We start from the raw sequence: 16840 nt of genomic DNA, 5'->3' as shown, positions 1-16840 counted from the left end.
ACAGTAGGTTTATCCATTTAGGGATTGGTAAATTGTCTCAGCGAGCGAGGCATTAATGCCGGGTACGCGCGCCAGCTCATCGCGGCTAGCTTTCTGAACGCCCTGCAAGCCGCCGAAGAAGCGTAATAGTTCGCGCCGTCTTTTAGGGCCTATGCCGGGAATGTCTTGAAGCGTAGAGGTGCGGCGTGCTTTGTCTCGTTGGGCGCGGTGGCCGGCAATGGCAAAACGGTGAGATTCATCGCGTATATGCTGAATTAAATGTAATGCTGGCGACGCGGGGTCAAGGGGTAAGGGATTGTCAGTGGTTTCTAGAAAGAGCGTTTCCAGGCCTGCTTTACGAGTGGTGCCTTTAGCAACACCGAGCAAAATGATATCGGTAACCGCTAGCTCGGTTAGCACACCGCGAGCCATGTTCAACTGACCTTTACCGCCATCGACGATCAAAATGTCAGGCGCCACTGCCTCGCCACTTTTTACCCGTTTAAGGCGGCGTGTTAGTGCTTGTTGCATGGCTGCATAATCATCGCCTGCGGCGACGCCTTCGATGCGGAAGTGGCGGTAATCGCTCTTGCGTGGGCCCTGATGGTCAAATACTACACAGGAAGCAACGGTTGCTTCCCCATGGCTGTGGCTAATGTCAAAGCACTCAAGGCGCTGGGGTATTTTGTCCAATGCGAGTGCTTTCTGAAGGGCTTCAAATCGCTGAGTAAGCTGGGTTTTGTTAGCCAACTGCGAAGCAAGCTGTTGCTCGGCATTGGTCATAGCCAGATGCTGCCACTGGGCGCGATGCCCCCGAACTTGGCTGGTGACGCGAACGCGTTTACCCGCTTGCTGTGAAAGTGCGTCGGCAATCAGTGGGCTATCTTCCAGTGGGTGGCTGGTAATTACTTCACTGGGTACGTTGTGGGGTTGACCAAAGTAGTACTGGCTAACGACTTCCGTCAGCAGCATGTCCGGTGGCAGGTCGAGGTCGTTTTTAGGCGTGTGATGGCGAGCGCCCAGTAAGCGGCCATCGCGAACGCTAAGTATTGATATGCCTAACGCCCCTGGGCGTTGGGCTAGCGCAAAGACGTCGGCATCGCCACTTTCATTATCGACAAACTGGCGTTGCTGTAATTGGCGTAGCTGCTGTATTTGGTCACGCAACCTTGCTGCTTCTTCAAAATTCAAAGCGCGGCTGGCCGTTTCCATCTCCTCGCTAAGAAGCTGGGTGACGTGTTCGCTTTTACCTTCAAGGCACATCACTGCATGCTCAACGTCGCGTCGATAATCTGCTTCCGAAATGAAGTCAACGCAAGGCGCGCTACAGCGCTGAATTTGATATTGCAGGCATGGTCGAGAGCGGTGGGCAAACACGCTATCTTCACAATTACGGATGCGAAAAATTTTCTGCATCAGCGCTAGGCTTTCTTTCACCGCTCCGCTACTTGGATAAGGACCTAAATAGCGGCCATCTCCTCGACGCTGTCGCGCGCGTTTATATTCAAGCGCAGGGTAAGCGTGCCGATCGGTCACAAATACGAAAGGGTAGGACTTGTCGTCTCTTAGCAGAATGTTATAGGGCGGACGCAGCTCTTTTATCAGCGTCTGCTCTAGCAGCAGGGCCTCTGTTTCGCTACGGGTGACGGTAATTTGGATATCTGCAATTCGTGCCACCATCGCCTGGGTTTTGGCATTAAGCTGGCCACGGAAATAGCTAGCAAGTCGAGCTTTCAGGCGCTTGGCTTTGCCGACATAGAGAGTGTTGCTGTGCTCGTCCAGCATCCTATAAACACCGGGCGAGGCACTGACAGAGCTTAAAAATTGCTTGGCATCAAAAGTCATGGCTGGAAATCGGCGCTTCTAGGCAACGGAAGCTGCGATGGTAGGTCTATCCCAGCATGGCGTCAAAGCCCTCAACTAAACCGTGGCGTAGTGCCAGGTGGGTAAGCTCTACATCGGTAGCGACCTCTAGTTTGTCAAATAGCCGATAGCGATAGGTGTTCACTGTTTTGGGGCTAAGGTGCAAGCGGTCTGAAATATCCTGGACGCGCTGGCAGTTGACAATCATCAGGGCGATTTGTAGCTCACGATGCGATAGGTGTCTAAACGGATTGTCTTCGTCAGTAAAATGGGAAAGCGCCAACCGCTGGGCGATTTCTTGGCTGACATAGCGCTTTCCGTGAAAGACTTGGCGGATAGCGTCGGTCATTTCTGACGTGTCAGCCCCTTTGCTGAGGAAGCCAATCGCACCCGCTTCCAGCATGAGCCGCAGCGCACTATCTTCAATGTGAGCGGTTAATATGAGTACTTTGACGTCTTCCATTGTTCTATGGATGCGGCGAGTAGCTTCGAGTCCGCCGATGCCCGGCATGCGAATATCCATAACGACAATGTCAGGTTTTAAACGACGGCATTGAGCCACTGCGCTTTCGCCATCGTCGACCTCACCTACGACTTTAATATCGCACTCTTCGTTTAGCAGATGAGCAATGCTGGTTCTCACTAGGTGATGATCATCGGCGATTAAAACTTTGATCAAGGTGCAGGCTCCTGCATGAAATCATCGTAGTGGTGGGCCTAAGCCGCGTTGCATGATATAGAGTGCCACAGCTCTAAACAAAGGAGAATTTAGTTGATAGTTGTTCATGATTAGCTTGACGCTAGGCAAATTACTGGCGTAGTATCTCGCCGCTGCTCAATGAGTGGTTTGAAAAAAGCGGCATGTAAAACTATGTGGGGCCTTAGCTCAGCTGGGAGAGCGCAACACTGGCAGTGTTGAGGTCAGCGGTTCGATCCCGCTAGGCTCCACCATCTTACAGACCCCCAGAATCCAAAAAAATGCCTCGTTACCAGTAACGAGGCATTTTTTTATGCTTATCATTTTCAATTGATAGTTTGTGCGAGGGTACATGCGGGAGTACGTGTGAGGGTACGTGATGTTGGGCGCTCACGTGACTGAAAGCCTGTACTAAAAAGCACGTACCCTTAAGCGCTACTCGTTGGCAATTTTGCCAAGCAGTAAAAATTCAATTAGCGCTTTTTGTGCATGCAGGCGATTCCCCGCTTCTTGCCACACGACAGCGCGTGGATCGTCCAATAAGGTAGTGCTGATCTCTTCGCCGCGGTGGGCAGGCAGGCAGTGTAGGAAAAGCACATCAGGTTGTGCGCTATCAAGCATTGCTTCAGTGACCTGGAAGCCTGCAAAGTCTGCTTCGCGCTTAGCCTGTTCTTCTTCCTGCCCCATGGATGCCCACACATCTGTCGTGATCAAGTCGGCGTCTTTGGCAGCCTCGTGGGGGTTGTGATGCAACGTTACGCAGTCCCCGGCGGCTTCCATAATGTCAGCGCGGGGTTCATAGCCTTTAGGGCAACAAACGCGCAGTTTGAAACCAAACTGACGGGCGGCATTAATCCAGGAGTGGCACATGTTATTGCCATCACCTACCCAAACAGCCGTGCGTCCTTCTACACTGCCACGCAGCTCGGTCCAGGTCATCACGTCTGCAAGCAATTGGCAAGGATGGTAATCGTCACTTAACGCGTTAATCACCGGCACGCTGCTGGCGTTGGCATAGGCTTCTAAGCCTGCGTGTGAAAAGGTCCGAATCATTACCGCATCGACCATTTCGGACAGTACGCGGGCGGTGTCTTCAATCGGCTCTCCACGCCCTAGCTGGGTGTCGCGGGGAGAGAGGAAGAGGGCGTGACCGCCGAACTGCGCCATGCCGGTTTCAAACGACACACGGGTGCGAGTCGATGATTTTTCAAAAATCATCGCCAGCGTGCGGTTAGGCAGCGGCGTATAGATGGGGCCATTAGCCTTGAGCTCGGTTTTGATCTTAATCGCACGCTGAATCAGGTACGCCAGCTCATCTGGGGTTAAATCCAGCAAGGTTAAGAAATGGCGTGTCGCCATGATGATATCTCTCCGCGCAAAAACACTATCCTAGCGATGCGGCGGGGGATGCGCAACGCGCTCGGCATGCGTAGAATGACGACCCACATGGTAAGGCCGAGTAGTTTGCTCAAGTATTAGGTTGCACAGCAACAAAAGGTAATCTTCGGCTTTAAGGGTTAAAGCGAGTTAACGAATTGCGTAAACTGGCGAGATAACATCACTTGTTTTAGGAGCACATCATGAGTACGACTGCCGAAAATATTCAGCGCCAAATTAGTGAAAACCCCATTCTTATCTACATGAAAGGTACCCCCCAACTGCCGCAGTGTGGTTTTTCTGCACAAACAGTGCAGGCGCTGATGGGCTGCGGTGAGCGTTTTGCCTTTGTTAACGTGCTGGATAATCCAGATATTCGCGCTGAGCTGCCAAAAATTGCTAACTGGCCGACCTTTCCGCAGCTTTGGGTGGAAGGCGAATTGGTTGGCGGCTGCGATATCGTGATCGAGATGCATCAAAGTGGTGAGCTCGAAAAGCTAATCAAAGAAGCTGCCCAGCGTGCTGGCGCTGCTGAAAGTGACAACAACGCTTAACGTTTATTGCCCAATGCCGCTTGGTCTGGTGGACTGCTAGTCTATTGGGCTGAGCGGTTGGCGGGCTGCAGCGCAGCCGCTAGAATGGTGTCCTTTTCGCATCGACAGTTAGCCCGCCAAAGGAAGTAATGCTCAATGAGCTATCAGGTTCTGGCCCGCAAATGGCGGCCGCGTACATTCCACGAGCTCGTGGGCCAGGCCCATGTTCAGCGCGCCTTGGTCAATGCGCTCGACCAAGGCCGTCTTCACCATGCCTACCTATTTACGGGTACTCGCGGGGTAGGCAAGACCACCCTTGCGCGTATCCTGGCTAAATGCCTTAACTGCACCGCGAATGGCCGTGGTAATGAAGGCATTACCTCGACGCCTTGCGGTCAGTGCGACAGCTGTCGCGCGATTGATGAAGGTCGGTTCGTTGACTTGATCGAGGTCGATGCTGCTTCACGGACAAAGGTTGAAGATACCCGAGAGCTGCTCGATAACGTGCAGTATGCGCCAACGCAAGGGCGCTATAAGGTGTACCTGATTGACGAGGTACACATGCTGTCGACCAGCAGTTTCAATGCGCTGCTTAAAACGCTGGAAGAGCCGCCACCCCACGTGAAGTTTCTGCTGGCCACCACGGATCCGCAAAAACTGCCCGCCACCGTCCTATCCCGCTGTTTACAGTTCACGCTTAAGCATATGCCCCCTGAGCGAGTGGTAGAGCACCTAACCTATGTGCTGGGAGAGGAAGGGGTCGAGTATGATGAGAGCGCTCTGTGGCTGTTAGGTAAGGCCGCGGAAGGTTCTATGCGCGATGCAATGAGCCTGACCGATCAAGCCATTGCCTTTGGCCAGGGGGCGATTCGCCATGCGGATGTCGCTGCCATGCTGGGTACCTTGGATCATCGCCATGTGTTGGCGCTGGTAGAAGCACTGGCTGATGTTGATGTTCAGCGTCTGCTAGCCGAGGTTGCTCAATTATCGGAGCAGGGGCCTGACTTTGCAGCAGTATTGGATGAGTTGAGTGCGGTTCTGCATCGCTTGGCCGTGGCGCAGATGGTGCCTGATGCCGTTGATAATAGCCACGGTGATCGAGCGCTTATTCAACAGCTGGCGAGCCGCTTTACTGCCGAGGATATTCAACTCTATTACCAGATCGGCATTCAAGGGCGCGGCGACATGGTGCATGCACCTGATCTGCGCAGTGCGCTGGAAATGACGCTGTTGCGAATGCTGGCGTTTCGCCCCCAGGGCGTACCAAAGCCTGCTGCCACGCCGCTTCCGCTGCGTCGCGAGCCTTCCAGTGACACTGTTTCCCAAGCCGCGGTGTCGCATGAACCTGTCTCTCATGAACCTGCTGCTCAGGTAGCTGCATCTGAGGATAGCGGCGCACCTGAACCAGTCTCTGCCCATGAGCCAGCGGCAAAAAAGCCTGAGCCTGCGCTGCCGAGCAATCAGGCAACAATGCCTGACTCAGCCGCGGTGCAGGCGAGTGCTGCCTCGGGTGCAACTGACGAGTTAAGCGCGCCTGACGCTGTTTCATCAGAGCAAGCGCCACCCTGGTCGCTTGACGAGGTGGAGAGTGCCGCCATGCTTTCTTCAGAGCCAGAGCCAGAGCCAGAGCCAGAGCCAGAGCCAGAGCCAGAGCCAGAGCCAGAGCCAGAGCCAGAGCCAGAGCCAGAGCCAGAGCCAGAGCCAGAGCCAGAGCCAGAGCCAGAGCCAGACGCTCAAGGGAGAACTGCTACACGCCACCAGTTTCGTGACGATGCGCCAATTACGGAAACATATAAAAGCCTATATTGAGGGCTTTTATAATACCCAACGGCTGCACAGTGGCCTTGGTTACCGGGCTCCGCTAGAGTTCGAAGGAATCAACTGATGGGGGGTGTCCATTTTATTGGGGGAAGTCCAACGCCCTTAGCGGGCCGCCGCTTCGCTCAGCGTTATATCAGATACGACTAAAAGACCGCTTCTGGCCGTGAGCAGCCCATATATGCTAAAACAGAATTAGCAGTGATTGATATTATCCAATGATAAGCTTTTCTTTTAGCGGGTTGCCTCTAGGGGCACTGGTATACGCAACGGTATACTTTTCGAGTTTGCATATAAAATCTTTTAGATTTATATGTTTACTTATAGTTCTAGACTTTCCAGGAGCCCAACCCTACCCCAAAAAACGCTCAAGAAATCCCAAAAACCGATGATCATTGGCATAGGCAATATGCATACGCATAGACGATGCATCCGGCCCATTAGGGCGTAGTGAAAAGATACTGCCAGGCGCGATGAAAATACCTTCGTCCGAGGCTATTTTGGCAAGTTGCATCGCGTCGATATTATTCGGCAGGCGCGCCCATAAGTAATAACCTTCACCAGGCCCCTCTATATTCTCAAGTCCCACTTCTTTCAATGCGGTAATGGTACTGGCACTGGCCTTGGTAATACGTTCGCGAAGCTGTACCAGGTGACGGCGGTAACGCCCGTGGGTAATCATTTCGTGAATCAGGCGCTCGCTGAAGGTGGAGCTGTTAACGACAGTCACCATTTTGATATCGGTAAGTGCATTAACCAGCCCAGGGTTGGCCGCCAAGTAACCCGAGCGAATGCCGGTGGAAAGCGTCTTGGAAAACGTACCGACGTAAATCACGCGACTCAGGTCATCCAGTGCTGCCAAGTGAGCGCTTCCTCGGTGGAGTAGGTCAGCGAAGGCGTCGTCTTCTACTAGTATCAGGTTGTAGCGTTCTGCGAGTGTCAGTAGCCGATACAGCTGGTTAAGTGAAAGGGTAGAGCCCGTAGGGTTATGGGCATTGGGCTGGAGAAAGAAAACATTGGGGCGATATTGAATAATCTTGCGCTCCAGGTCATCTAGGTCCAGCCCATCGTGGCTGCGCGAAACGCCAATCAGCTTGGCCTTGGCCAGGCGCAGCTTGCCAAACAGCGGGTAATAGCCGGGCGTTTCCACCAGGACGCGGTCGCCCGGGGCGATTAGGTGGCGAATAATAAGATCAAAGGCATGATTGGCGCCGAAGGTCAGCAATACCTGTTCATGAGAAGCGTGAATGGAGCGTCCGGCCAGTACCCTGGCAATCGTTTCACGCAGTGGGAGATACCCTTGAGGAGCACCGTACTCGATATCATCATTGCCGATAGACGTTAATCGCTTGGCTTGCCGCGCAAGCGCCGCGCCGCCCATCCAGCTGGCGGGCGCTCGGCCGTCGCCTACCCGTACCTGAAAGTTACCTACCAACTGCTCCCTCAGAAGCGAGACGCTATCGACGGCTTCCTTTAGCTCGTAGGTCTTTTCCCGCGCTTCAAGCGCGGGTGGCTGCGTAACAAAAAAGCCTGCCCCTTGGCGGGCGCGCAACCTGCCCAGCGCAATTAACTGATCATAAGCATCCACAATGGTGTTTTTTGACACTCCATGCTGCCGGGCGGCTTCGCGTATAGAAGCGAGCCTAGCCCCTGGGGCAAGGCGGCCTTCGTTGATAGCCTTGAGAATGGTGTCGGCCACGTGCCTGGATTTCGACATGATCCGTATCTTCCGCAAAACGGGTTAAGCCCGGTGAAATCAGTGTACCTGTCTTTTGATGGGTACAGTACTTCGTACAATCTCGCCAACTGTACCTATCAGTACTCAGCAAGTTTACCCATCATGTGCTCCATTAAAAAAGACACATCCATAATAAATTCAAGGAGACACGCTATGTCTGAAAAGAAGAATCGGTTTCTCAATGTGTGGGATGACTCGGTGAGTGGGAGAGACCTTCTGCTGTCACTGTGTATTTCGACGCCGTTAACACTAGGCGGCTATCTACTTGCTCCAGCGCAGCCTCCGCTTCCTCTTATTCTTGGGTTGAGCGGCGCTATTCTGGGCTTCTTCATCAATGCGCTGCTGTTTCGCCCTAAGCGACAGCTGCAAACCGGTGAGGATAAGTAGTCATGGATCCCGTCTTATTACTTCAAATGTTGGCGGCTGCGATCATTGCCGTCATCGTTTATACCGCGATCGGTGTTGCACCGGGTACCGATGAAACCGCCGTACTGGCTCCGGTAACGCTGGCGCTGGTGGTCGCGGGCATACCGCTTCCCGTGGTGCTGGCTTTCTTTATGGCGGCCATTGTTGCCAAGAAGCTGACCGACTCCATTCCCGTTTCGGTAGCCGGTATACCGGGAGGGGTGATGTCGGCACCTATGGTTGAGCACGCACTGATCTTGAAGCGTGAAGGTCATGCCACCCTGGCGATTCGTAAAATGGCGTCCGGTTCGGTCATCGGTACGCTGGTGGCGATCCCCATTAGTCTGTTTCTGGCTTTTCTATTGACACCCCTAGCCGATGTGCTTGGCCAGTATGCCAGCCAGATCTTCTTTGGTGGGGCCGTATTTCTTGCCCTGATGAGCAAGGAGAAAGTCATCAGCCTGATCAGTATTGTGCTACTGGCAGCATTGATTCAGGGCTTGCGGCACCTGTATTGGGGGATGGGCGTCATTCCGGAAGGGCAGACTGTATTCATCTCGTTCTTCTTGGGCATCACCATTGGCCCGATGATGTTTAATCTGGCACAGCTCACGGTCAACAGTGAGCGCCATAAAATGGCGGAGTCTGAGCCCAAGCAGATCCAGATCTACGGTAACGATGAGAAAGGGCAGCTACCCAATCCGTTTCGCATTCTGACGCGTCAGGAAACCGCCTCGGCCGCAGCTAGCTCTGTCCTGGGTTCGGTCACGTTCTTCATGAGCCCGGTCGGCATCACGATCTTTCTGGGCGAAGTAATGTCGAGCTGGGTGAAAGGTACGGTCAATAAGGCTAGTCGCGCGCTATCTTCAATGGATGCCGTCACCAACGCCTCTTACATCGCGGGCATCTTGATTCCCTTAGCGGCACTAGGCATACCGATGAGCCCGATGGCGATTGGCCCGGGCAACGCTTTCTTCAACGCACCGCCGGTACTGACGCTCGAGCAAAATGCTCACCACTTGATGAGTTTTTCTGAAATTACCATCGCCAGCATTTTGGGTGCCGGTGTCGCTTTGCTGATTACCTACCCGATTGCGGTTCGGTACGCGCGGCGTATCTGCATCTTTGTGTTCAAGCACATTCCTCACGAAGCGTTCCTGGCGATGTTCTTCTCGCTGGTCATGCTGCTTGCCTATATGGATGCCGGAGTAATGGGCATTTTGGGCGTGATGGTGCTGGCACTGATGGCAGGTCTACTCAACCGTTGGGGCGTCAACTATGGCGTGCAGTTCATGACGCTTTATGCCGCACCGTGGCTTTTAGGGTTAATCGCTTAATCCGTTTGGATCCATGCCTGACGCATATGCTGACTCTTGGTAAATCGTACACGTCAGGCACATTTACTTATTCAACCTCAATTGATCAGAGGCATTATTCATGGCACACAGCACATCCCGCATTCCTGGTTTTTATCAGCTTACTCCCAGCGAGCGGCTTGAGAAAGTCATCGAAATAGCTGAGCTCGGCAGCGAGGTTCGCACGCATTTCTCTGATACGGGCAATATCTCGTCGGCCACTGCCGATGCCATGATCGAAAACGTCATTGGTACGCTGAACCTGCCAATCGGCGTTGCCACCAATTTGATTATTGATGACGAGGAACAGCTGGTACCCATGGCGACCGAAGAGTCTTCCGTGGTCGCCGCCGTGTGTAATGCGGCCAGGCAGTGTCGCGCGCTGGGCGGGTTTCATACCGATACGTCAGAACCCATCATGATTGCGCAGGTGCAGTTGCTGGATGTGCCTAACCCCGAGTTTGCACGCCTTCGGCTGCTTTCCGAGTTCGAACAGGTAAAAAGCATTTGTGATGCAACCGATCCAGTACTGCTCCAGCACGGTGGGGGTTTCCGTGACCTGGAAGTGCGCGTTCTCGACAACATGCTGATCGTTCATTTGCTGGTGGATGTGCGTGATGCCATGGGTGCCAATGCTGTCAACTCGATGGCGGAAGCTGTCGCGCCTTCTCTAGCGGAGTGGAGCGGTGGTCGCAGCTGTCTGCGTATTCTGTCCAACCTCGCTGATCGACGCATTGCTCGCGCACGTGCTACCTGGAAACTTGAAGATCTTGGCGGGGAGTCGGTACGTGACGGTATGCTCAACGCGTATCGCTTCGCAGACCAGGACCCTTACCGGGCAGCTACCCACAACAAAGGCATCATGAATGGAGTTAGCGCTGTCGTGCTGTCAACGGGCAACGATACCCGCGCGGTAGAAGCGGGTGCGCATGCCTACGCCGCTCGCACGGGGCGTTACCGTTCCTTGACACATTGGGAAGCCGATAGCGAAGGGAACCTGACCGGCACCTTAGAAATGCCTATGCCGGTAGGCTTGGTAGGCGGCGCTACTCGATCGCACCCTAGTGCTCGGCACTGTCTTGATATTCTGGGCGTTAAAACAGCGGATCGCTTGGCTCGTATTATTGTCGCGGTGGGTTTGGCGCAGAATTTTGCCGCCATTAAGGCGCTGGCGACCACCGGCATTCAGAAGGGCCATATGGCACTGCATGCTAAAAATATTGCGGTAATGGCCGGGGCCGAGAACGATGAAGTTGATCGTATCGCAGCGCTGCTTGTGGATGGCGGCAAGGTGCGTGTGGATATCGCCCAGCAACTGCTTGAACAGCTGCGTAACGGCTAAGGAGACAGCATGGCCTTGCCATCCTCTGTGCGCCTGGTCGAGGTCGGCCCGCGCGACGGTTTGCAAAATGAACAGGCGTTTGTGCCTACTCACCTGAAGCTTGCGTTTATCAAGCGCCTGGTGGAGGCGGGGTGTGCAAATATCGAGGCGGCGAGCTTTGTGTCGCCTCGCTGGGTGCCGCAAATGGCCGACCATCGGGAAATAATACAGGGCGTTGAGCGACGCCCTGGCGTTGTCTATTCAGCCTTGACACCTAACCTGAAAGGCCTTGAGGCAGCGATTGAGTGCGATGTTGACGAAGTCGCCGTATTTGGCGCAGCAAGTGAAGCCTTTTCTCACAAGAACATAAACTGCTCTATCGCCGAGTCGCTCGAGCGTTTTGAGCAAGTGGTAGAGCATGCGCGCCAGGCCGGGCTACGTGTACGGGGATATATTTCCTGCGTGCTTGGCTGCCCTTATGAGGGGGAGATCGCGCCTTTACAGGTGGCGCGAGTTGCCAAGGCGCTATACCAGATGGGCTGCTATGAGGTATCACTGGGCGATACGATCGGCACCGGAACGCCATCAAAAGCCAAACATATGTTGGCGGCTGTTGCCGCTCAGGTGCCAATAAATAACCTGGCCGCCCACTGTCATGATACCTACGGCCAAGCACTTGCGAATCTCTATGCGATGCTGGAAGAGGGCCTAAGCGTTATTGATAGTTCCGTCGCCGGTTTGGGGGGCTGCCCCTATGCCAAAGGAGCTTCTGGCAATGTGGCCAGCGAAGATGTGGTGTATATGCTTGAGGGTTTGGGAATCGAGTCAGGCATTGATTTAAACGCGCTGGCAAGAACGGGGGATTGGATCACAAAAGTGATCAACGTACCCAATCGGTCACGCGCTGGCAGCGCCTTGATGGTGGCAGGGGGATAGCGTATTCAACCTGACTTTCGACATATTAGAAGCAGGTCATCATTTCTGGCTGCCATGCCAAGAAAGTCCGAACGTTGACTATAATGAATGAATATCAGCGGGTTTTGCGCTGCTAATAATCACTGTTCAACGTAACAATGCAAAGGGAGAAGCACATGGCTCGTTATGGCCTGTTGGTTTTGATAGGGATGGCACTGGCGGGATGTTCGACCCTAGGTACTACTGATGGTGCTAACCAGGCGCAGCAGGTTGCCGTCAATTACTGTGAGCAGGAAGGCGGCGAGGTGCGATCGCGCCAGGAAGCGGGCAAGACTCGTCAGTATTGCCACCTGTTGGAAGGACGGGTGGTAGAAGTCAATCTGCTTTATCAGACGGAAGGTTTGCGCGTTCACTAAGTGAGGTGCGGCGTATGCGTTGTCGTACCGGCGCTTGCCTAGTGTTTTAATATTCTTGATTCAGTGCGTTGACAACAGTTGTGTTGGAGACGATGGACAGCAACGGTAGCTGGAAGAGGCACTTGCGCGTGAACTCGAAGCGGCTGGCCACAGTATAGATTGGAACACGGTTATGCGCGTTTGATACGCTATCGACTACGATTGAAGGGCCGCTGCAACGGCCTCGAAATGCACTTTGTAAGGTTCCTTTCTGACAACCTTTAAATTGCGTGTACCGGGACTGGTTTTGCGCTGCCACTACAAACCAGCCCGTAATGCGGGCGTTATAAATCGCCACATCAGTGATACCTAAAAGACCGCTCCTGGCCGATAACGACGGTTTAGGCCAAACCGTTGTTTGACGAACCCATGAGATAGCTCCGAAAACTCGACGAGACTTGAAGGTAGCTCCTATCAGTCCACCCAAAAATCTATGAGCGTGGTTAAGGGAATTCTGGCCCGAAAAACTCAGGCGTTGCCGCCAAAAGTTTTACGCCAGTCGCGTGGGCTGACTTGATGCTGCTGCCTAAAGTGTTGACGGAAAGACGTCGCTGTATGAAAGCCAACTCGTTCTGCAATCGCTTCCACCGACAAGGAGGTGGTTTCCAGTAGATCGCGCCCACGCCGTAGGCGCTCGTTGACAAGCCACTCCACCACCGTCATTCCGGTCGCTTTTTGAAAGTGACGCGTGAAGGTGCGTCTGCTCATGGAGGTGCGAGCGGCTAGCTCATCGATGCGATGCGAACCTGCTAGGTTTTCTCTCAAATAGTCCAATAAGCGATTGATATGGGCGTCTTGAGTGGAGATGGCAACGGGTTGCTCAATGAACTGTGCCTGTCCACCTTCGCGGTGCGGGGGAATCACCATGATGCGGGCAATCTTGTTGGCGATCTTCGCGCCGTAATACTCGCGCACCAAGAACAAGCAGCAATCCAGGCCTGCCGCCGTGCCTGCGGACGTCACTAGACGATCCTCCTCCACATAAAGCGCATTGGTGTCCAACTTGACCTTGGGGAAGCGGTCACTGAAATCCTGCTCGGCGACCCAGTGAGTTGACGCCCGCCTGCCGTCGAGCAGTCCAGCGTACGCCAGCGCATAAGTACCGTAACAAAGCCCCACCACATGAGCGCCCCGTTGATGGCAGCGTACGAGCGCCTCTGCCAGCTCAGGCGGTGGCGGCTCATCCAGGTCATGCCAGCCAGGTACCACGGCTATATCCACGTTATCCAAGAGAGATAAGCCGCCATTGGGCTTTATTGTCATCACCTCATCACTCTCTAGCGAATCTTCCCAAGGCGCGACGATGGTCAGATCGAAGAGTGAGCGATCGGGGAAAGCCATGCCGAACACCGTATAGGGCACCGAGAAATGAAAAGGAGTGATACGGGGATGGAGAATTAAACCTACGCGGGGTAAGGACATGGGTAATTCCTATGCTGTTCTCAACGTAACCGTATCATGATGGCCCAAAACTTTCGAACACTGACTTTTAGGCCAATTTTTTTGTCAGTCGTCTCTCTCTACACTGCTTGCTATCAATCCAATAGCGTATTGAAGGAAGTCGTTAGATGCCTATCAAAACCTTATCCAGTTCTCTTGTCCTCGCCACAGGACTCATTGCCGGTAACGCCTTGGCAGATTCAAACGCTCAGAGGGCGACGCAGCAGGTGCAGCAGATTCGCAATGCAACGGTGAAAATTACCTATGGGGATACCACCTTTTTGGTGGACCCGATGCTGGCCGAGCAGGGTGTTTATCCAGGCTTCGAAAATACCTATCGTAGCGAGTTGCGTAACCCGCTGGTGGGGCTGCCCATGCCCGTTGAGGAGATAACCGACGGCGTCGACGCCATCATCGTTACTCACACACACCTCGACCACTGGGACGATGCTGCCCAGGAACTGCTGCCGAAGGACATGCCCCTGTTTGCACAGAATGCTGCCGATGCCGAGCTTATTCGCTCTCAAGGTTTCAGCGATGTGCGTATTTTGGACGGAGAAGTGGAATTTGGTGGAGTGACACTGCATAAAACGGGCGGTCAGCATGGCTCTGATACTCTCTACGCTGTGCCTGTACTGGCGGAAACCCTTGGTGATGTGATGGGTGTGGTCTTCGAAGCCCCAGGCCAAAAAACCACGTACCTGGTGGGCGACACCATCTGGCGCGACGAGGTTGAGCAGACGCTGGCGCGTTATAATCCCGAGGTGATTGTCGTGAATGCCGGCGCCGCAGAGATCACTGGTTTCACAGGCGACCCAATCATCATGGGTAAGCAAGATACGCTACGTATGCATCAGGCAGCTCCTAATGCGGCGATCATCGCGGTGCATATGGACGCCGTGAACCATATGACGTTAAGCCGTGACGAGCTGTCTGGTTACGTGCAAGAAGTTGGGATCCAGGATCGCGTGTCTATCCCCGCTGATGGCGAAGTCATCTCCTTTTAATGCCATGGGTCGCCTTTGATGGCGGCCTGTTCTGTGTATTAATGTCTTAACGCTGGCTTGCTGCCTTCATTCCCTAAGCACCCACACACTATGCAGCCCATCCCTTAAATGAAAAATTTCAACGTCAAAGTAGTAACCCCAGAAGATTGGGCGCTGTACAAGTCAGTCAGGCTGGAATCGCTCAAGGATTCCCCTGACTCGTTTGGTGCCACTTACGAGCAGGAATCTGCATTGTCGGATGCTGATTGGCAAGCGCGCTTAGATCTTAACGCGCGAGGGCTTGTGGCTTTCCCGTTAGTGGCAGAGCAGGGTGGCCGGCCGGTGGGGCTTGCTTGGGGTGTGATACATGCACCAGAGGTGGAAACCGCGCATATCTACCAAATGTGGGTTTCGCCTGCGGCAAGAGGGAAAGGCATCGCCAAGGCGCTTCTGGGTAAGATTAAAACCTGGGCGATAGATAAAGAGTGTGAGCGTCTCGCGCTTGACGTTACAACCAGTAATGAGGCGGCAGTTGATTTGTATCGGTCGTCTGGATTTATGGCAATGGGGCAGCCGGTGCCGCTTAGGAAGGACTCTTCTCTTATGATGCAGGCAATGCTGATGGCGTTACGCGGCGCTGGTTAAGTAACCGTTTAGGCCTATTTCGGACGCAAACTATGCGCCCGAAATAGGCTTGATACTAAGCAGCTTGGTGGGCTCTTAGCTCACTACGGCGGCGCTATCGCCAACCTGCTGCTTAACTTTCTCTACGATATACGCCCCAATGGGAATGGCAGACGTCGCCGCAGGCGAGGGTGCGTTACACACGTTGACAGTACGCGGCGTGTTGACGAACAGGAAGTCATCGACCAGCTTGCCATCGTTGGACACCGCTTGGGCGCGCACGCCAGCCGGGTAAGGCTCAAGATCAGCCAGCGTTAAGCTTGGGCAGTACTTACGCACTTGCTGTAGGTAGCCTTTTTTATAGATTGAGTTCTTAAACTCGGAAAGCCCTGGACGCAAGTTGTCTTTCAGCACTTGGCGGATGCCGCGGTGGCGCAGCATGGCGAGCGTGTCGGAAAACGAGATGTCGGTCTTTCGATAGCCTTCACGTTTCCAGGCCAGCACCGCATTGGGGCCGACCGTTACGCTGCCGTCAATCATGCGTGTCAGGTGAACGCCAAGAAACGGCATCGAAGGGTCAGGAATCGGGTAGATTAGGTGATTAACGATTTGATTGTGCTGCGCGGGAAGGCGGAAGTACTCGCCGCGGAACGGGCAGATAGTGAAGTCTGGCTCGATACCCAGCATGCGTACCACGCGGTCTGCCATCAGGCCAGAGCAGGACACCATATAGCGGGTAGAGAAATCACCCTGGCTGGTGGATACCACTACCTCATTGGTTCGCTCATTTAAGCCTGTCACTGAAGTGTTGTAGCGGATCTCACCGCCAGCGGCTTCGAATTCGCGGCTCATGGCGGCAGCCACTTCAGCATAATTGACGATACCGCTGGAGGGGACAAAGATACCGCCGACGCCCGTGATGTTAGGCTCACGTTCGTGCAGTTCTTCCGCCGTCAACCAATACCGCTCCAGGCCATTAGCCTCCGTGCGTTCCCACAGTGCTTTCATACGCTGGAGTTCGAGGTCATTCGTGGCGACCAGCAGCTTGCCGCATTCGTCGTAGGCAATGCTATGTTCGTCACAAAACGCCTTGGTGGCGAGGTTTCCCTCTAAACAAAAACGCGCCTTTAAGCTGCCGGGCGTGTAATAAACCCCTGCATGAATCACGCCACTGTTGTGGCCTGTTTGATGGCGGGCAGGGCCATCCTCTTTCTCAACCAGCAGCATCTTCTTGTCAGGGTAGGCGCGGATCAGCTGCATGGCAGTCGACAGCCCAAGAATGCCGCCCCCGATAATAATGTAGTCGTACATAGGCGTCTCGGTAGCCAAGGGAA

The 16840-nt window shown here is 54.0% G+C and carries 16 protein-coding genes and 1 tRNA gene; 11 read left to right on the top strand and 6 right to left on the bottom strand.

Features of this window, described 5'->3' with window-relative positions:
* Nucleotides 1–9: 9 nt before the first annotated feature.
* A complete protein-coding gene (uvrC, locus tag CEK60_RS08130; RefSeq protein ID WP_089038595.1) occupies nucleotides 10–1824 on the bottom strand; it encodes an excinuclease ABC subunit UvrC in 1815 nt (604 codons plus the stop codon).
* Nucleotides 1825–1870: 46 nt separating this feature from the next.
* Nucleotides 1871–2521, bottom strand: a complete 651-nt coding sequence (gene uvrY / locus CEK60_RS08125; RefSeq protein ID WP_038482893.1) for a UvrY/SirA/GacA family response regulator transcription factor — start codon at nucleotides 2519–2521, stop codon at nucleotides 1871–1873.
* Between the two features lie 196 nt (nucleotides 2522–2717).
* On the opposite strand from uvrY, the gene CEK60_RS08120 reads away from it, so the two are divergent.
* Nucleotides 2718–2793 (top strand) — tRNA-Ala (locus CEK60_RS08120).
* A 181-nt stretch (nucleotides 2794–2974) separates the two neighbouring features.
* On the opposite strand, the gene argF is transcribed toward CEK60_RS08120, so the two are convergent.
* A complete protein-coding gene (gene argF, locus CEK60_RS08115; protein ID WP_089038594.1) occupies nucleotides 2975–3898 on the bottom strand; it encodes an ornithine carbamoyltransferase in 924 nt (307 codons plus the stop codon).
* Between the two features lie 221 nt (nucleotides 3899–4119).
* Here argF and grxD point away from each other — a divergent pair, with 221 nt between their 5' ends.
* The 3 genes from grxD to CEK60_RS23015 all read left to right on the top strand — a co-directional run bounded on the left by grxD (nucleotide 4120) and on the right by CEK60_RS23015 (nucleotide 6334).
* Nucleotides 4120–4470: a Grx4 family monothiol glutaredoxin gene (gene grxD, locus CEK60_RS08110; RefSeq protein WP_038482899.1), complete on the top strand. Its 351-nt coding sequence runs from the start codon at nucleotides 4120–4122 to the stop codon at nucleotides 4468–4470.
* Between the two features lie 135 nt (nucleotides 4471–4605).
* Nucleotides 4606–6258, top strand: a complete 1653-nt coding sequence (gene dnaX / locus CEK60_RS08105; RefSeq protein WP_446718655.1) for a DNA polymerase III subunit gamma/tau — start codon at nucleotides 4606–4608, stop codon at nucleotides 6256–6258.
* Entirely contained in the window at nucleotides 6194–6334 is a 141-nt protein-coding gene (locus CEK60_RS23015; protein WP_446718663.1) for an IS3 family transposase, read from the top strand. Before dnaX ends, CEK60_RS23015 begins: the two co-directional genes overlap by 65 nt.
* Nucleotides 6335–6619: 285 nt before the next feature.
* Here CEK60_RS23015 and CEK60_RS08095 read toward each other — a convergent pair whose 3' ends face one another.
* On the bottom strand, nucleotides 6620–7984 hold the full coding sequence (locus tag CEK60_RS08095; RefSeq protein ID WP_089038593.1) for an aminotransferase-like domain-containing protein: 1365 nt from the start codon (nucleotides 7982–7984) through the stop codon (nucleotides 6620–6622).
* 174 nt (nucleotides 7985–8158) lie between these two features.
* Between CEK60_RS08095 and CEK60_RS08090 the strand changes: the two genes are divergently transcribed.
* The 5 genes from CEK60_RS08090 to CEK60_RS08070 all read left to right on the top strand — a co-directional run bounded on the left by CEK60_RS08090 (nucleotide 8159) and on the right by CEK60_RS08070 (nucleotide 12417).
* A complete protein-coding gene (locus CEK60_RS08090; protein WP_089038592.1) occupies nucleotides 8159–8392 on the top strand; it encodes a hypothetical protein in 234 nt (77 codons plus the stop codon).
* A gap of 2 nt (nucleotides 8393–8394) precedes the next feature.
* Complete coding sequence (locus tag CEK60_RS08085) at nucleotides 8395–9747, top strand: tripartite tricarboxylate transporter permease (protein ID WP_089038591.1); 1353 nt, start codon at nucleotides 8395–8397, stop codon at nucleotides 9745–9747.
* Between the two features lie 100 nt (nucleotides 9748–9847).
* A complete protein-coding gene (locus CEK60_RS08080) occupies nucleotides 9848–11107 on the top strand; it encodes a hydroxymethylglutaryl-CoA reductase, degradative (RefSeq protein ID WP_089038590.1) in 1260 nt (419 codons plus the stop codon).
* Between the two features lie 9 nt (nucleotides 11108–11116).
* Nucleotides 11117–12022, top strand: coding sequence for a hydroxymethylglutaryl-CoA lyase (locus CEK60_RS08075; protein WP_089038589.1), 906 nt, complete (start codon nucleotides 11117–11119; stop codon nucleotides 12020–12022).
* 155 nt (nucleotides 12023–12177) lie between these two features.
* On the top strand, nucleotides 12178–12417 hold the full coding sequence (locus CEK60_RS08070; protein WP_089038588.1) for a DUF333 domain-containing protein: 240 nt from the start codon (nucleotides 12178–12180) through the stop codon (nucleotides 12415–12417).
* A 507-nt stretch (nucleotides 12418–12924) separates the two neighbouring features.
* On the opposite strand, the gene CEK60_RS08060 is transcribed toward CEK60_RS08070, so the two are convergent.
* Nucleotides 12925–13878, bottom strand: a complete 954-nt coding sequence (locus CEK60_RS08060; RefSeq protein WP_089038586.1) for a GlxA family transcriptional regulator — start codon at nucleotides 13876–13878, stop codon at nucleotides 12925–12927.
* A gap of 146 nt (nucleotides 13879–14024) precedes the next feature.
* On the opposite strand from CEK60_RS08060, the gene CEK60_RS08055 reads away from it, so the two are divergent.
* Together CEK60_RS08055 and CEK60_RS08050 are read left to right on the top strand one after the other, a co-directional pair.
* Nucleotides 14025–14903, top strand: a complete 879-nt coding sequence (locus CEK60_RS08055; protein ID WP_089038585.1) for an MBL fold metallo-hydrolase — start codon at nucleotides 14025–14027, stop codon at nucleotides 14901–14903.
* Between the two features lie 108 nt (nucleotides 14904–15011).
* Nucleotides 15012–15527 carry a GNAT family N-acetyltransferase gene (locus CEK60_RS08050; protein WP_089038584.1) on the top strand — a complete coding sequence of 172 codons (516 nt, stop codon included), beginning with the start codon at nucleotides 15012–15014 and terminating at the stop codon, nucleotides 15525–15527.
* Between the two features lie 75 nt (nucleotides 15528–15602).
* Here the strand turns inward: CEK60_RS08050 and lhgO are convergent, their stop codons facing one another.
* Nucleotides 15603–16817, bottom strand: coding sequence for an L-2-hydroxyglutarate oxidase (lhgO, locus tag CEK60_RS08045; protein ID WP_089038583.1), 1215 nt, complete (start codon nucleotides 16815–16817; stop codon nucleotides 15603–15605).
* Nucleotides 16818–16840 lie beyond the last annotated feature (23 nt).

This window comes from Halomonas sp. N3-2A, assembly GCF_002216165.1.
GTDB lineage: Bacteria > Pseudomonadota > Gammaproteobacteria > Pseudomonadales > Halomonadaceae > Vreelandella.
The sequence above is the reverse complement of the archived record's forward strand: the minus strand, read 5'-3'. Positions and strand labels throughout refer to the sequence as shown.

What these genes read in the sequence shown, in the direction of transcription:
- uvrC (WP_089038595.1), bottom strand. Translation starts at nt 1,824, where the DNA reads ATGACTTTTGATGCCAAGCAATTTTTAAGCTCTGTCAGTGCCTCGCCC.
- argF (WP_089038594.1), bottom strand. Translation starts at nt 3,898, where the DNA reads ATGGCGACACGCCATTTCTTAACCTTGCTGGATTTAACCCCAGATGAG.
- grxD (WP_038482899.1), top strand. Translation starts at nt 4,120, where the DNA reads ATGAGTACGACTGCCGAAAATATTCAGCGCCAAATTAGTGAAAACCCC.
- dnaX (WP_446718655.1), top strand. Translation starts at nt 4,606, where the DNA reads ATGAGCTATCAGGTTCTGGCCCGCAAATGGCGGCCGCGTACATTCCAC.
- CEK60_RS08095 (WP_089038593.1), bottom strand. Translation starts at nt 7,984, where the DNA reads ATGTCGAAATCCAGGCACGTGGCCGACACCATTCTCAAGGCTATCAAC.
- CEK60_RS08090 (WP_089038592.1), top strand. Translation starts at nt 8,159, where the DNA reads ATGTCTGAAAAGAAGAATCGGTTTCTCAATGTGTGGGATGACTCGGTG.
- CEK60_RS08085 (WP_089038591.1), top strand. Translation starts at nt 8,395, where the DNA reads ATGGATCCCGTCTTATTACTTCAAATGTTGGCGGCTGCGATCATTGCC.
- CEK60_RS08080 (WP_089038590.1), top strand. Translation starts at nt 9,848, where the DNA reads ATGGCACACAGCACATCCCGCATTCCTGGTTTTTATCAGCTTACTCCC.
- CEK60_RS08075 (WP_089038589.1), top strand. Translation starts at nt 11,117, where the DNA reads ATGGCCTTGCCATCCTCTGTGCGCCTGGTCGAGGTCGGCCCGCGCGAC.
- CEK60_RS08070 (WP_089038588.1), top strand. Translation starts at nt 12,178, where the DNA reads ATGGCTCGTTATGGCCTGTTGGTTTTGATAGGGATGGCACTGGCGGGA.
- CEK60_RS08060 (WP_089038586.1), bottom strand. Translation starts at nt 13,878, where the DNA reads ATGTCCTTACCCCGCGTAGGTTTAATTCTCCATCCCCGTATCACTCCT.
- CEK60_RS08055 (WP_089038585.1), top strand. Translation starts at nt 14,025, where the DNA reads ATGCCTATCAAAACCTTATCCAGTTCTCTTGTCCTCGCCACAGGACTC.
- CEK60_RS08050 (WP_089038584.1), top strand. Translation starts at nt 15,012, where the DNA reads ATGAAAAATTTCAACGTCAAAGTAGTAACCCCAGAAGATTGGGCGCTG.
- lhgO (WP_089038583.1), bottom strand. Translation starts at nt 16,817, where the DNA reads ATGTACGACTACATTATTATCGGGGGCGGCATTCTTGGGCTGTCGACT.